Genomic DNA, 13,973 nt, shown 5'->3' on the forward strand with positions numbered 1-13,973 from the left:
GATAGTAAAGAATCACTCATTCCAATCGGAGAGTAAAAGTATGATTTCCAAATTGCTCGATGTTTAATAAAAAAGTGCTTGCTACCAAATTCGTCATGTTCATAAATTCCAATCCAAAATTTTGCAATTATTGCAAAAATTAAAACAATAACAATTAATTGAAACTTCTTCACAATTATAAAAATAATACTAATTCTTATCCTCTAGTAAAGGCACAAAACGAAATTCACCAAACTCATGTTTTTCAAATTCTTTTGGTCCTTTTCTAATAAAAAGAGTCATAATTTGTACTTCATCACCAACAGGTATTACCAACCGTCCTCCTATAGCCAATTGACTTAATAATGGGTTAGGTACAAATGGTGCGCCAGCAGTAACAATAATACTATTAAAAGGAGCTTCATCTGGCAGGCCTTTATAACCATCACCGAAAATGAGCTTTTTAGCTCTATACCCTATTTTTGGTAAAAACTTAGATGTTTTTTTAAACAATTCTTGTTGACGTTCTATACTGTAAACTTTAGCACCAAGTTCTAATAAAACGGCAGTTTGATAACCGCTACCTGTTCCGATTTCTAAAACTTTATCACCAGATTTTATTTGCATTAATTCAGATTGAAAAGCTACAGTATAAGGTTGAGAAATGGTTTGATCTGCACCAATCGGAAATGCTTTGTCTTGATACGCATGATCTATAAAACCAGAATCCATAAATAAATGCCTCGGAATTTTCCCTATGGCTTTTAAAACATCAGTATTTTTTATTCCTTTATTAATAAGTGTTTCAACAAGTTGCTGACGCATCCCTTGATGCTTAAATGTATCTTTCAAAGCGTAGTTTAGTTTATGCTAAATTAATTTAAAGAGAAGTAAAATCCAATAACTAAACACCAATTTTCAACTTCAAAAATCAGATGTTCTTATTTCTCGATTTTTAGATTTCTGAATTCTCAGTATTTTATATTTTCTTTTTCAAATTTCTAAATCAAAACGACTATTTTTGTTAAAAACAGAAAAATATGCTTAAAGCTGGTGTTCTAGGTGCTGGTCACCTTGGTAAAATTCATCTAAGACTTCTTAATCAATCTAATAAATATGAGCTCGTAGGTTTCTATGATGCTGATTCTGAAAACGCAAAACGTGTTGTTGAAGAATTTGGCTATACGTATTTTGACACCATTGAAGCATTAATAGATGCTGTAGATGTTGTAGATATTGTAACACCTACCCTTTCTCATTACGATTGTGCCAAACAAGCTATAAAAAAAGGAAAACATATTTTTATAGAAAAACCAATTACAAATACTGTTGAAGAAGCTGAAACTATTAGAACTTTAGTTGCAGAACATGGAGTAAAAGGTCAGGTTGGGCATGTAGAGCGTTTTAATCCTGCTTTTATTGGTGTTAAAGATCAGATTGTAAACCCAATGTTTATTGAAACGCATCGTTTAGCAGAGTTTAATCCACGTGGTACAGATGTGCCTGTGGTTTTAGATTTAATGATTCATGATATAGACATTATTCTTAGTGTTGTAAATTCTCCTGTAAAACATGTGTCTGCAAGTGGCGTTTCTGTAGTTAGCGATACACCAGACATTGCAAACGCACGAATAGAATTTAAAAACGGATGCGTTGCTAACTTAACTGCAAGTCGTATTTCTTTAAAAAATATGCGTAAAACACGTTTCTTTCAAAAAGATGCATACATCTCTGTAGATTTCTTAGAAAAGAAATGTGAAGTTGTTAAAATGAAAGATGCACCAGAAAATCCTGGCGATTTTGATATGATATTGCAAAATGCTGAAGGCGTTAAAAAGCAAATCTATTTTGATAATCCTGAAATAGAAAACAACAATGCTATTTTAGACGAGCTTGAAACCTTTGCAGATGCTATTAACAATAATACAAAGCCAATTGTTACTTTACATGATGGCACTGAAGCATTACGCGTAGCTACTATGATTATTAATCAGTTTTAGGTGTTAGTCAATGACAGGTACTTTTGAGTTAAAAAAACAATTAAATAGTATAGGTCTTTTTTGCATTATTGAATTAGAAATTCTAAAATCTAAAAATAAAGGTATTTCCGTAAATTATAACATTAATGATATTGAGGATTTTAAAATTGCTATTGAATATGGTATTCATTTAGCTTTTGAAAACCTTCTTTTAAAAGGAATTAAAAAAAATTATCATATCTCTGTTACTAAATTTAAATGGATAACTATTGATACAACTCTATCTTGTGTAAGTTATTCTTCATGTAGAGCTGTTTTTAATGCTTTTGGTTTTGATTCAAAAATTTCCAATCCAAAAATAAATGATATTGGGGAGTTTATATTTTAAATTATATAATAACAAGATTCCTGTTTGCACAGGAATAAAAATAAAATTTCAATGAAAAATATAGCAGTAATTGGTGCAGGTACCATGGGTAACGGAATTGCACACACGTTTGCACAATCTGGATTTAACGTTCAACTTATAGATATTAATGAAGCTTCTCTAAAACGAGGCATGGATACTATTGCTAAGAATTTAGACAGAATGGTAGCTAAAGAAAAAATTAGCGAAGCAGATAAGGCTGAAACTTTAGGTAATATTAAAACATATACAAATACTGAAGAAGGAGTAAAAAACGTTGACTTGGTAGTAGAAGCGGCTACTGAAAATATAGATTTAAAACTAAAAATCTTTAAGCAACTAGACGATGTTTGTAATAACGATACCATTTTAGCTACTAATACGTCTTCAATTTCTATCACACAGATTGCAGCTGTTACCTCTCGACCAGAAAAAGTAATTGGTATGCACTTTATGAACCCTGTGCCAATCATGAAATTGGTAGAAATTATTCGCGGATATAATACCAGTGATGAAGTAACTAAAACGATTATGGATTTATCTAAAACTTTAGGTAAAGTGCCTACGGAAGTTAATGATTATCCTGGTTTTGTAGCCAACCGAATTTTAATGCCAATGCTTAACGAATCTATTGAAACTTTATATAATGGAGTTGCTGGTGTAGAAGAAATAGATACCGTAATGAAATTAGGAATGGCACATCCTATGGGACCTTTACAATTAGCTGATTTTATTGGTTTAGATGTATGTTTATCCATTCTCAATGTAATGTATGATGGCTTTAAAAATCCTAAATATGCACCTTGCCCTTTGTTAGTAAATATGGTTAGAGCTGGTAAACTAGGAGTAAAATCTGGTGAAGGTTTTTATGATTATTCTGAAAGTCGCAAAGCAGAGTATGTTTCGAAACAGTTTATGAAGTGATATAGTGTCTAGTGTTTAGTGTCTAGTATCTAGTATCTAGTATCTAGTGAAAAGTATTATATTTCAAATATGAAAGTTCAAGATTTATTAGCATATAAAAAGGGATTCAAATTAGCAATGGATATTTATAATATCTCTAAATCTTTTCCAAAAGAAGAAACCTATTCATTAACAGATCAAGTAAGAAGGTCTTCTCGAAGTGTATGTGCCAATTTATCTGAAGCTTATCGCAAAAGACGCTATCCTAAGCACTTTATTAGCAAATTAACTGATTGTGATGCTGAAAATGGTGAAACCCAAACTTGGTTAGAATTTGCATTGGCATGTGAGTATATTTCAACCGAACATTTTAAAGAACTAAGAGAAGCGTCTGAAGAAGTTGCCAAACTTTTAAATTACATGATATTAAACCCTAAAAAATTCGGTTCGAGCTAATATGAATCAATACATTGTACTTTACACTTTATACTCCGGACTTTACACTAAATTATGGCCAAAATAATACCCTTTAAAGCCGTTAAACCCACAAGAGCTATTGTAGGCTTGGTTGCAGCACGCCCTTATCAAAGTTATACTGTAGATGAGCGCGAATCTCGCATGGATTATAATCCTTATAGTTTTTTACATATTGTAAATCCTGGATATAAATATGCACAAGAGGTTACTGGAGAAGAACGCTTTAGACTCGTAAAAAACCGCTATTTAGAATTTAAAGAAGATGGAGTTTTTGTTCAGGATGAAAAACCGTCTTTTTATGTTTACAAAATAGTGAATCGCTATGGACAAGAATTTAGTGGTATTATCGCTGCAACAAGTGCAGAAGATTATGAACGCGATGTTATAAAAAAGCATGAGGATACTATTGCAAAACGTGAGCAAACGTTTAAAAGTTATTTACAAACAGTAGGCTTTAATGCAGAGCCAGTACTCCTCACCTATCCTGATAATCCCATTATTTCAAAAATAATAAAAGAAACTCAAAAAGAACATGCCGAGTTTGAGTTTACCATGACTTATAGAGACACGCATTATTTATGGAAAATAGATAATGAAGAGACAATAACAGCAATTCAAGATGAGTTTAAACAAATGAAAACCATTTATATAGCTGATGGTCATCATAGATCGGCTTCATCGTATTTGTTATATAAAGATGCAAAAGAGAATAACCCAAACCATAATGGTAGTGAATCTTACAATTTCTTCATGTCTTATTTAATACCAGAATCGGATTTAGTAATACACGAGTTTAATAGACTCATAAAAGATTTAAACGGTTTAACGAAAGAAGAATTTTTAATTAAACTCGATGAATCTTATAGGATTGAAAACAGAGGTGCAATACCATATAACCCATCTAAACCTCACCATTTTAGTATGTATTTAGATGGTGAGTTTTATTCTTTATACTTGCGTAAAACTAACTATGAGTTTAAGACTGCATTAGATAAATTAGATGCACAATTATTATACAAAACCATATTACAACCTATTTTGGGAATAGAGGATTTACGAAATGATAATAGAATTGAATATGTTAATGGAAGACACGAAATGATTACTATTAAAAGTAGCGTAGATTGTGGTAAATTTAAAGTTGGATTTGGCATGTGCCCTTCTAATGTAGAGCAAATGAAACAAATTGCAGACGAAGGTTTAAAAATGCCACCAAAGAGCACTTATATTTTACCAAAATTAAGAAGCGGCATTACTATTTATGAGTATTAATAGTTGGTGTCATTCTAATCTGTCACACTGAGCGATGGTCACTAAGCGAAGTCGAAGTGAGTTCAAATGTTGATTCAGAATTTCATCGAATAAAAAGAAATTAATTAATGAGTATTAAAGATAATCTTAAACAAATAAAGTTAACCTTACCAGAAAACGTCACGTTAGTAGCAGTTTCTAAAACAAAACCTGTAAGTGATTTAATGGAGGCCTACAATGCTGGTCAGCGCATTTTTGGAGAAAACAAAATCCAAGAAATGACTGAAAAGTATGAGCAGATGCCAAAAGATATAGAATGGCACATGATTGGGCATGTACAAAGCAACAAAGTGAAATATATGGCTGAGTTTGTGAGTTTAATACATGGAGTAGATAGTTTTAAATTATTAAAAGAAATTAATAAACAAGCTCAAAAACACGATAGAGTGATTGATTGTTTACTTCAAATTAAAATAGCTGATGAAGATAGTAAATTTGGTATGTCTGCAGAGGATGCTTCTACTCTACTACAATCCGATGAATTTTCAGAATTACAACATATAAAAATTGTTGGTGTTATGGGAATGGCTACGTTTACTGATGATTTAAAACAAGTTGAAAACGAATTTAAACTGTTAAAATCAACTTTTAACGCATTAAAACCAGTACAGACAACAAATTGTAGACTTCAAACTATTTCTATGGGAATGAGTGGTGACTACCAGTTAGCTATAGAATGTGGCAGTACTATGGTGAGAGTTGGAAGCAGTATTTTTGGCGCTCGAAATTATCAATAGATTTCTTACATTAAAGCTTATACTTTTTTAACTTAGTACATTGAAATTAAACTTCAAATTATAGAATTATATACGCGATATTAGACATAGAAACTACAGGTGGAAAATACAATGAAGAAGGTATAACCGAAATTGCTATTCATAAATTTGACGGTCATAAAGTTACAGATAAGTTCATTTCTTTAGTAAACCCAGAGCGCGAAATTCAACCATTTGTTGTTAATCTTACAGGCATAAACTCTAATATGCTTAAAAATGCACCTAAGTTTTATGAGGTTGCAAAGCGTATTGTAGAAATTACAGAAGATTGTATCATAGTAGCCCATAATTCATCTTTTGATTATAGAATTCTTAAAACTGAGTTTAAACGGTTAGGCTTTCCTTACAAACGCAAAACGCTTTGCACAGTAGAACTTTCTAAACAATTAATTCCTAATATGGAATCTTATAGTTTAGGCAAGCTTACACGTGCATTAGGAATCCCTGTAAGTGATAGACATAGAGCTAATGGAGATGCTGTAGCTACTGTAAAGCTGTTTAAAATGCTTTTGAATAAGGATTTAGATAAGGTCATTATTAAAAATGCCGTTAAAATTGAACAAAAATCTAAAATAGCTCCAAACCTTAGGGAGATTATAGATAAGTTGCCAAGTGAAACTGGTGTTTATTATATTCATAATGATAAAGGAGATATTATTTATATAGGTAAAAGCAATAATATTAAAAAACGAATTACTCAACACTTTACAAATAGTGGATCTAAGTCTAAAAAAATTCAAAAATTAGTTAGTGCCGTTACTTATGAAAAGACCGGTAGCGAGTTAGCTGCATTATTAAAAGAAAGTGCAGAAATTAAAAAAAACAAACCTATTTTTAATAGAGCATTACGAAGAACAATATTTACCCACGCTCTTTATAGTTTTATTGACGAAAATGGCTATATAAATTTAAAAATTGACAAAGCTGATGGTAGTCAATCACCAATAACAACATTTAGTACCAGAGCTAGTGGAAAACATTTTATGTTTAAAAATGTGGATGATTATAATCTTTGCCAAAAACTAACAGGTTTATACGATACTAAATCTAGTTGTTTTAAATACGATGTTAAAGAGTGTAATGGTGCTTGCATTAATGAAGAACCTGCGGACAGTTATAATAAACGTGTTAATCTTTTAATTGAAAAATATAGCTACTCTAATAAAAATATGCTCTTAATTGATAGAGGACGTGATATTGATGAAAAAAGTGTGTTTTTAATTGAGAATGGCATATTTAAAGGCTTTGGTTTTTTTGATTTAAACCATCAGATAAACAATAAAGAGATTCTAGAATCACTAATAACCCCAATGCAAAATAATAGAGATACGCAGCATATTATACAAAGTTATATGCGTAGAAATAAACGTTTAAAAATTATTGATTTAAATCTGAAGCCTTAATTTTCGTACTTTTAAAACATGGAACCAGAGAATAAACACAATTGGAAAACCAAGCTTCATGAAATAATTTATGAGGCAGATACTCCTAGCGGAAAATTATTCGACGTAATTCTACTAATTACAATTATAGCTAGTATTATTTTAGTAATGTTAGAGAGCATTGCTAGTTTTGATGCTAAGTATCATAACTTTTTAAATATTTCTGAATGGCTAATTACTATTTTATTTACCGTTGAGTATATTTTAAGAATTATAACGGTAAAAAAACCTTTAAAATATATTACAAGTTTTTACGGAATCATAGATTTATTATCTACAATACCAAAATACTTATCATTGATATTTGTTGGTACTCATGCACTAGTCGCCTTAAGAGCATTGCGTTTGTTACGAGTATTTAGAATTTTAAAATTAGCTAGATATTCAGGAGCATCGAACAAACTAATTGTAGCACTTAAAGCAAGTAGAATTAAAATATCTGTTTTCTTATTTGCCGTTGTTATAATATCAATAATCTTAGGTACTATAATGTATTTGGTTGAAGGAGAAGAAAATGGGTTTACCAATATTCCAAAAAGTGTGTACTGGTGTATTGTAACATTAACAACCGTAGGTTATGGTGATATTACTCCACACACAGCTTTAGGTCAATTTATAGCAACTATAGTTATGATTTTAGGTTATGGTATTATTGCAGTACCTACAGGAATAGTTACTGCAGAAATGACTAAAACCCGAGACGAAAAACCTCAAATAAACACTCAATGTTGTTCTAACTGTTTAGCGCAGAAGCATCAAGATGATGCTGAGTTTTGTCATAAATGTGGTTGTAAATTGCATTATGACAAATAACAATACTCTTATCTCTATAGTTGGACCTACAGCTATTGGTAAAACGGCTTTAAGTATAAAGTTAGCTCAATATTTTAATACTGAAATCATTTCAGCTGATTCCCGACAGTTTTATAAAGAAATGAATATCGGTACAGCTGTTCCATCTGCAGAAGAGCTTAATGCTGCTCAACATCATTTTATTCAGCATAAGTCCATAAAAGAAAATTATAATGTTGGCGATTTTGAACGTGATGCCATTTCTAAATTAAAAATATTACATCAAAAAAAACCAATAGTTATTATGGTCGGTGGCTCTGGTTTATACGTTAAAGCTGTGAGTAAAGGTTTAGATTATTTTCCAGAAGTCGATACAACAATAAGAACAAAACTTAATGCACAACTTGAAGCGAAAGGCTTAAATCCACTACAAGAACAATTAAAAACTTTAGATCATAAAGCCTATAAAACCATTGCAATAGCAAATCCACAGCGCGTGATAAGAGCTTTAGAAATATGTATTGGTACCGGCAAACCGTATACATCGTTTTTAACAAACCCTGAAAAAAGTCGAAATTTTAAAACTATTTCCATTGGCCTAAATGCAGAACGCTCTATCATTTATGATAGAATTAACCAACGTGTAGATATTATGGTTAAAAATGGATTACTAAATGAAGTTGAAGCTTTAATACCTCACAAAGACTTAAATGCTTTAAATACAGTTGGCTACAAAGAATTATTTGAATATTTTGAAGGAAATTCAACTTTAGATTTTGCAATTTCTGAAATTAAAAAAAATACCAGACGATTTGCAAAACGTCAACTCACTTGGTTTAGAAAAGATGACTCAATAAAGTGGTTCGATTATAAAACTGAAGTTAAAACCATAATTGAATTTATAGAAAACTTTTGATAAAAAATAAGACCTTTCAGGTTTTAAAAATCCTGAAAGGTCTACTATATATCTGTATTTATTTGCTTACTGATTGTTTACTACCAATCTAAACCCTTCGCCATGAATGTTTAATATTTCAACGTTAGGATCTGGTTTTAAATATTTACGCAGTTTTGCAATATAAACATCCATACTACGAGATGTAAAATAATTATCATCTCTCCAGATTTTTGTTAACGCTAATTCTCTTGGCATTAAATCATTTTCATGCAGAGCTAACAAACGTAACAATTCATTTTCTTTTGGTGATAGCTTAGAAGGTTCACCACCATCAAATTTTAAAAAGCGAAGTTTTGAGTTAAGATCAAAACGACCAATTTTAAACTCAAACTGCTTACTATCTGCAACCGTATCCGTAGCTTTACGTTGCATAATGGCTTTTATTTTCATTAATAACACCTCACTATCAAAAGGTTTGTTGAGGTAATCGTCTGCACCTACTTTGTAACCTTTTAATACATCTTCCTTCATAGCTTTAGCTGTTAAGAAAATAATAGGTACATCTGTATTTTTTTCGCGAATCTCCTTAGCTAAAGTAAACCCGTCTTTATATGGCATCATTACATCCAAAATACAAAGATCGTAATCATCCTTTTTAAACTTTTCAAAACCTTCCATTCCATTTTTGGCATGGACTACTTCGTAATCGTTCATCATTAAATAATCTTTTAAAACAGTTCCAAAATTTGGATCGTCTTCAACCAAAAGAATTTTCTTGTTTTGTTCTTCCATAATTTGTTTTTATGATATTAATGGCATCTTTATAATAAAAGTACTGCCTTTTCCTTTTTCACTTTCTACTGATATATGACCTTGATGGTCATCTACTATTCTTTTTACATAAGCTAAACCTAACCCATGACCTTTTACATTATGTACATTACCTGTATGTTCTCTATAAAACTTCTCAAACACACGCTTAGCAACTTGTTTAGACATACCGTTACCTTGGTCAGTTATTTTTAATATAACATTGTTACCAACATTTTCAGTAAACACGTCTATTTTTGGTGCATTATCTGAATATTTTATAGCATTATCTAATATATTAACGATCACATTTGTAAAATGAGTTTCGTTAGCTAAAATTGATGACTTAACAGCGTTTAAATGCGTTTTAACATACCCTTTTCTATCTTCTACTATTAGCTCTACATGAGTTATCGCATCTTCAACTAGGTCGTGTAACTTTAAACGTTCCTTACTAATATTTAGTTCATTTTTCTCTAGTTTAGAGATTCGTAATACATTTTCTACTTGTGCATGCATACGCTTATTCTCTTCCTTTATCATTCCTAAGTATCGCTTTACCTTATCTTGGTCGCCAATTATTTTAGGATTCTTTATTGAGTCTAAAGCTAAATTTATAGTTGCTATTGGTGTTTTAAACTCGTGCGTCATATTATTAATAAAATCAGTCTTTATCTGTGATATTTGACGTTGCTTTATTAATTGATATATAGCACTAGCATAGGCAATGATTATAATCCCTGTAAATATTATTGATAAAACTATCATCCATAAAATTGAGGATACTAAATATTTTTCCCTATCCGGAAAATCTACCCAAAGCGTGTAACTACTTTCATTGTTATTATCTAAAAAAATAGGAACACCATGAAAAGCATTTTCTTTTTCAAAGTTTTCTGTTTGCACTTTAGTTGCTAAATCATCGTCGTAAATAGAAAACTCAAAGTCTAAATCGATTCCTTCACCTCTTAATTGTCTTCTTAATAAAGTTTCTACTTGTACGGCAGTAATACGTTTATAAATTGGAATATCCTTTAGTAAATCCTTAAATGTATCCTCCAACATTTGCTTATCTAAAGCTGGCATTGAAGAATACTGTATCAGCCTTTTATCTGGCGTAATACTTTTTTTACCATCTATATTCGTTTTATTATATATTTCTGTGACACGTTCATTAGACAACTTACTAATATTAAAACTGTCTGCATCAATTTCAAAGAACAAAGAAGGTACTTTAAAGCGCTCTTCTAAAACCGTATTACGATGTATTATGGTTTTATCATTTATATCGTCTTCTGAGGTTATAAAAAGTTGTCTAATTCCAGAAGAATCAGCTACTGCACCTTCAACTAAATAGGGCTGAATTTTAATTGCATAATTTCTCAGCTCCATCTCTGCTATGTCTCGCGACACATAAGTTAATGCATGTTTTACATTTAATGTAAAATTTTGATCTTCATTTTCTAAACTATCATTTATAAAAAATGATTGCACAAAAATAATACCAATGAGAGATAAACTCATTAACACCACCAATAAGACGAATAGCTTTTTACCCATCAGTCAAATTTAACATTTTAACATTTAGTATAAATTAGGTTTAACCATACATTAACAAAAGAATTGTTAATCTTAGCAATTTAATAGACGAAGTAATTGCTGATGAATGTCTTTGGCTTGCGCTTTGGCTGTTTCTAAATCGTTATTAACGATAACAAAATCAGATCTTTTAACCTTTTCATCATCAGATAATTGATTATTAATAATAGATTGAATTTTTTCTTTAGACGCATTGTCGCGTTGCATAACACGTTTAATTCTTAAATCTTTATCTGCAATAACGGTTATAATGTAATCGTATTGGTTTTCAAGGTTGTTTTCAAAAATAATTGCAGCTTCCTTAATAATATATGGAGCATCTTGTTTTTTAAGCCAACGCTTAAAGTGAGATGCCACTTTAGGGTGCACAATCGCATTCATTTTAGATAGCAAAGACTTATCATTAAATATTTTAGATGCCAAATAAGGTCTATTTAACTTATCGTGTTTATAAGCAGATTCACCAAATAACTGAATAAGTTTACGTTTAATCACCTTAGAACGGTTCATTAAAGCTTTAGCTTCATCATCTGCTATGTATACAGGTATATCAAAAGCTTTAAAACATTTTAAAATTGTTGTTTTGCCACTACCTATTCCACCTGTAAGTCCTACTACTTTCATCTTATAGCTTAATAAAATCTATCCGTTTTTGTTTTATACTTACGCGCTTTATAAATTTAGGTTTTTCAACAACTTTAGGCACAAAATAAGATTGATCATTTTTTATATCGCCATAATTACATTCTATTATAAAGTCTGAAGCTTTAATAGATTTATAATTTTCTAAATCTACATAATAAGATAATGTTACTGACTTAGGAAAATAATTAATTACAACGTCACTTGGTTTGTTGGTAATTGTAATGGGCACTTCAATTGTGCCTTCTGTAAACCGAGTTACCTCAGCTCTTACATCTACTGATTTAGGAAACACTTCAATGTTTTGATATTCTGAAATATCTATATCGATGTTTTCAGATATATTACTTTTAACATCTTTGAGGATTAATTCGTTTGTTGTTAATGTATTTATCTTATCAACTTCAGAGGCTGCACCTACAATTTTCACACTATCTACGTTAAAACCAAAATTCCCTTTAACATCATATCCAATAGCATAATTTATAGTCCCAGTAAAAGTTACTGGCACTAATTTGGAAGCCCTTTTAGAATAGGCAATATTAAGTGTATCTGGCAGAAGTGATAGAACCTTATAAGATTTTCCTAATTGTTCCTCAATAAGATACTTGTGCTTTTGCACATCGAAAATATATAAATTAGGTTTTGGTGTGACGTTAGTTTTGGCATCTAATACTATTTCCGTTGATTTATTAAATAAATATGGTAATAATGTAAACCCTTTAGCTTCAATGTACGCACTTACAAAATTTGCAGAATCGTTTTGTATTACAATCTCATCTTCAGTATTTCTAAGATTTACCTTTAGCTTTATAGCTTGCTTGTAGTCATTTGAAAGTTTAGAGAAAATAAGAAATATAAATGCTATAGCAAAGAATAAGCTAAAACGTTTTACGTTTTTCTTTTTTAAATAATCCGATAGACTTATTTTCTTTTTAGAATTCATACTTAACTAAAAAAATAAATTAGGGAATACTTCCTTAGGATTTCTTCTCAATACTGCAATGTTAACTACTGATTTTAAAAACCCATAGCCATATCCAAAAAACTGGACTAAAATAGCAATTAAAGCCTGAAAGGCAACTAAAAGGCTTTTACAAGAAATTAGTGCTAATATAAAGGCTATTATTAAATAGGATAGATAAAAATATATAGGCAACGTTATATTAAATATCATCAATACAACTGATACTATTAAACCAAGACTAAATAATGTTGGAAACCAGTACACAATACTTTTTGAATCTGGATGCCATTGATTTAAAATTGGTCTTACCATTCCAAACTTATTAACCTGCTTGTAGAATTTAGACCAAGAAATACGACGCTTATGATATACAAAAGCATCTTTTATAAGTGTCGTTTTAAAACCTAATTGATGTAATCGTAAAGATAAATCTGGATCTTCACCAGGATGAATTTTTCCAAAGCCACCAGAAGCTTCAAATGCTTTTTTAGATAAACCCATATTAAAACTTCTAGGTTGAAACTCCTCTACTTGTTTTTCACCACCTCTAATTCCGCCAGTTGTTATAAAGGAAGTCATAGCAAAATTAATTGCTTTTTGAAGGCTCGTAAACGAAGGGTGCGCTGCATCTGGACCTCCAAAACAATCGTAATATGATGTACTCAAAAACTTTTTTACTGCTGTTAAATAATTAGTCGGAAGAATAACATCAGAATCTAAAATGATAAAATAATTACCCTTCGCCTGTTGCATACCAAAATTTCTAGAATCTCCAGGACCAGAATTAGGTTTAAAGTAATAAGAAATATCTAGGCAATCTATGAAAGTTTTTACTACTATTTCTGAAGTTATACTAGAGCCATCTTCAATAATAACAATTTCATAAGGAAATTGACCATCGAGTTTTGAGAAACTTTCTAAAAGTTCTCTCACCTCATCTGGTCTATTATATACAGGAATAATAAATGAAAATAAAATATCCTTCATAAGAT

At 30.6% G+C, this 13,973-nt stretch carries 15 protein-coding genes; 9 read left to right on the forward strand and 6 right to left on the reverse strand.

What is annotated here, in order from left to right:
* Positions 1-189: 189 nt before the first annotated feature.
* Entirely contained in the window at positions 190-831 is a 642-nt protein-coding gene (locus H8K90_RS16550; RefSeq protein WP_186847108.1) for a protein-L-isoaspartate(D-aspartate) O-methyltransferase, read from the reverse strand.
* Between the two features lie 188 nt (positions 832-1,019).
* Here H8K90_RS16550 and H8K90_RS16555 point away from each other — a divergent pair, with 188 nt between their 5' ends.
* The 9 genes from H8K90_RS16555 to miaA all read left to right on the forward strand — a co-directional run bounded on the left by H8K90_RS16555 (position 1,020) and on the right by miaA (position 8,981).
* Positions 1,020-1,979, forward strand: coding sequence for a Gfo/Idh/MocA family protein (locus tag H8K90_RS16555; RefSeq protein ID WP_186847109.1), 960 nt, complete (start codon positions 1,020-1,022; stop codon positions 1,977-1,979).
* A gap of 10 nt (positions 1,980-1,989) precedes the next feature.
* Positions 1,990-2,346: a hypothetical protein gene (locus H8K90_RS16560; RefSeq protein ID WP_186847110.1), complete on the forward strand. Its 357-nt coding sequence runs from the start codon at positions 1,990-1,992 to the stop codon at positions 2,344-2,346.
* A 51-nt stretch (positions 2,347-2,397) separates the two neighbouring features.
* Entirely contained in the window at positions 2,398-3,288 is an 891-nt protein-coding gene (locus H8K90_RS16565; protein ID WP_186847111.1) for a 3-hydroxyacyl-CoA dehydrogenase family protein, read from the forward strand.
* Positions 3,289-3,357: 69 nt separating this feature from the next.
* Positions 3,358-3,723, forward strand: coding sequence for a four helix bundle protein (locus H8K90_RS16570; RefSeq protein WP_186847112.1), 366 nt, complete (start codon positions 3,358-3,360; stop codon positions 3,721-3,723).
* A gap of 54 nt (positions 3,724-3,777) precedes the next feature.
* Entirely contained in the window at positions 3,778-5,016 is a 1,239-nt protein-coding gene (locus tag H8K90_RS16575; protein WP_186847113.1) for a DUF1015 domain-containing protein, read from the forward strand.
* Between the two features lie 107 nt (positions 5,017-5,123).
* The gene (locus tag H8K90_RS16580) at positions 5,124-5,792 is read left to right on the forward strand and encodes a YggS family pyridoxal phosphate-dependent enzyme (protein ID WP_186847114.1); all 669 of its coding nucleotides are present in this window, start codon (positions 5,124-5,126) and stop codon (positions 5,790-5,792) included.
* Between the two features lie 68 nt (positions 5,793-5,860).
* The gene (locus tag H8K90_RS16585) at positions 5,861-7,234 is read left to right on the forward strand and encodes an exonuclease domain-containing protein (RefSeq protein ID WP_186847168.1); all 1,374 of its coding nucleotides are present in this window, start codon (positions 5,861-5,863) and stop codon (positions 7,232-7,234) included.
* Between the two features lie 18 nt (positions 7,235-7,252).
* Positions 7,253-8,086 (forward strand): ion transporter, encoded by an 834-nt coding sequence (locus tag H8K90_RS16590; RefSeq protein ID WP_186847115.1) that lies wholly within the window; start codon positions 7,253-7,255, stop codon positions 8,084-8,086.
* Entirely contained in the window at positions 8,076-8,981 is a 906-nt protein-coding gene (gene miaA / locus H8K90_RS16595; protein WP_246457872.1) for a tRNA (adenosine(37)-N6)-dimethylallyltransferase MiaA, read from the forward strand. The genes H8K90_RS16590 and miaA overlap by 11 nt, the downstream gene beginning before the upstream one ends.
* Positions 8,982-9,047: 66 nt before the next feature.
* On the opposite strand, the gene H8K90_RS16600 is transcribed toward miaA, so the two are convergent.
* The 5 genes from H8K90_RS16600 to H8K90_RS16620 all read right to left on the reverse strand — a co-directional run bounded on the left by H8K90_RS16600 (position 9,048) and on the right by H8K90_RS16620 (position 13,968).
* Positions 9,048-9,755 (reverse strand): response regulator transcription factor, encoded by a 708-nt coding sequence (locus H8K90_RS16600; protein WP_186847117.1) that lies wholly within the window; start codon positions 9,753-9,755, stop codon positions 9,048-9,050.
* Between the two features lie 9 nt (positions 9,756-9,764).
* Entirely contained in the window at positions 9,765-11,333 is a 1,569-nt protein-coding gene (locus H8K90_RS16605) for a sensor histidine kinase (protein WP_246457876.1), read from the reverse strand.
* Between the two features lie 72 nt (positions 11,334-11,405).
* Positions 11,406-11,996, reverse strand: coding sequence for a dephospho-CoA kinase (gene coaE / locus H8K90_RS16610; RefSeq protein WP_186847118.1), 591 nt, complete (start codon positions 11,994-11,996; stop codon positions 11,406-11,408).
* Position 11,997: 1 nt separating this feature from the next.
* Entirely contained in the window at positions 11,998-12,960 is a 963-nt protein-coding gene (locus H8K90_RS16615) for a YbbR-like domain-containing protein (RefSeq protein ID WP_186847119.1), read from the reverse strand.
* A 6-nt stretch (positions 12,961-12,966) separates the two neighbouring features.
* Complete coding sequence (locus tag H8K90_RS16620) at positions 12,967-13,968, reverse strand: glycosyltransferase (RefSeq protein WP_186847120.1); 1,002 nt, start codon at positions 13,966-13,968, stop codon at positions 12,967-12,969.
* Positions 13,969-13,973 lie beyond the last annotated feature (5 nt).

Source organism: Winogradskyella echinorum (assembly GCF_014297365.1).
GTDB lineage: Bacteria > Bacteroidota > Bacteroidia > Flavobacteriales > Flavobacteriaceae > Winogradskyella > Winogradskyella echinorum.

Coding starts and splice junctions, on each gene's coding strand:
- H8K90_RS16570 (WP_186847112.1), top strand. CDS start 3,358: ATGAAAGTTCAAGATTTATTAGCATATAAAAAGGGATTCAAATTAGCA.
- H8K90_RS16560 (WP_186847110.1), top strand. CDS start 1,990: ATGACAGGTACTTTTGAGTTAAAAAAACAATTAAATAGTATAGGTCTT.
- H8K90_RS16575 (WP_186847113.1), top strand. CDS start 3,778: ATGGCCAAAATAATACCCTTTAAAGCCGTTAAACCCACAAGAGCTATT.
- H8K90_RS16555 (WP_186847109.1), top strand. CDS start 1,020: ATGCTTAAAGCTGGTGTTCTAGGTGCTGGTCACCTTGGTAAAATTCAT.
- H8K90_RS16580 (WP_186847114.1), top strand. CDS start 5,124: ATGAGTATTAAAGATAATCTTAAACAAATAAAGTTAACCTTACCAGAA.
- coaE (WP_186847118.1), bottom strand. CDS start 11,996: ATGAAAGTAGTAGGACTTACAGGTGGAATAGGTAGTGGCAAAACAACA.
- H8K90_RS16600 (WP_186847117.1), bottom strand. CDS start 9,755: ATGGAAGAACAAAACAAGAAAATTCTTTTGGTTGAAGACGATCCAAAT.
- miaA (WP_246457872.1), top strand. CDS start 8,076: ATGACAAATAACAATACTCTTATCTCTATAGTTGGACCTACAGCTATT.
- H8K90_RS16620 (WP_186847120.1), bottom strand. CDS start 13,968: ATGAAGGATATTTTATTTTCATTTATTATTCCTGTATATAATAGACCA.
- H8K90_RS16565 (WP_186847111.1), top strand. CDS start 2,398: ATGAAAAATATAGCAGTAATTGGTGCAGGTACCATGGGTAACGGAATT.
- H8K90_RS16605 (WP_246457876.1), bottom strand. CDS start 11,333: ATGGGTAAAAAGCTATTCGTCTTATTGGTGGTGTTAATGAGTTTATCT.
- H8K90_RS16590 (WP_186847115.1), top strand. CDS start 7,253: ATGGAACCAGAGAATAAACACAATTGGAAAACCAAGCTTCATGAAATA.
- H8K90_RS16615 (WP_186847119.1), bottom strand. CDS start 12,960: ATGAATTCTAAAAAGAAAATAAGTCTATCGGATTATTTAAAAAAGAAA.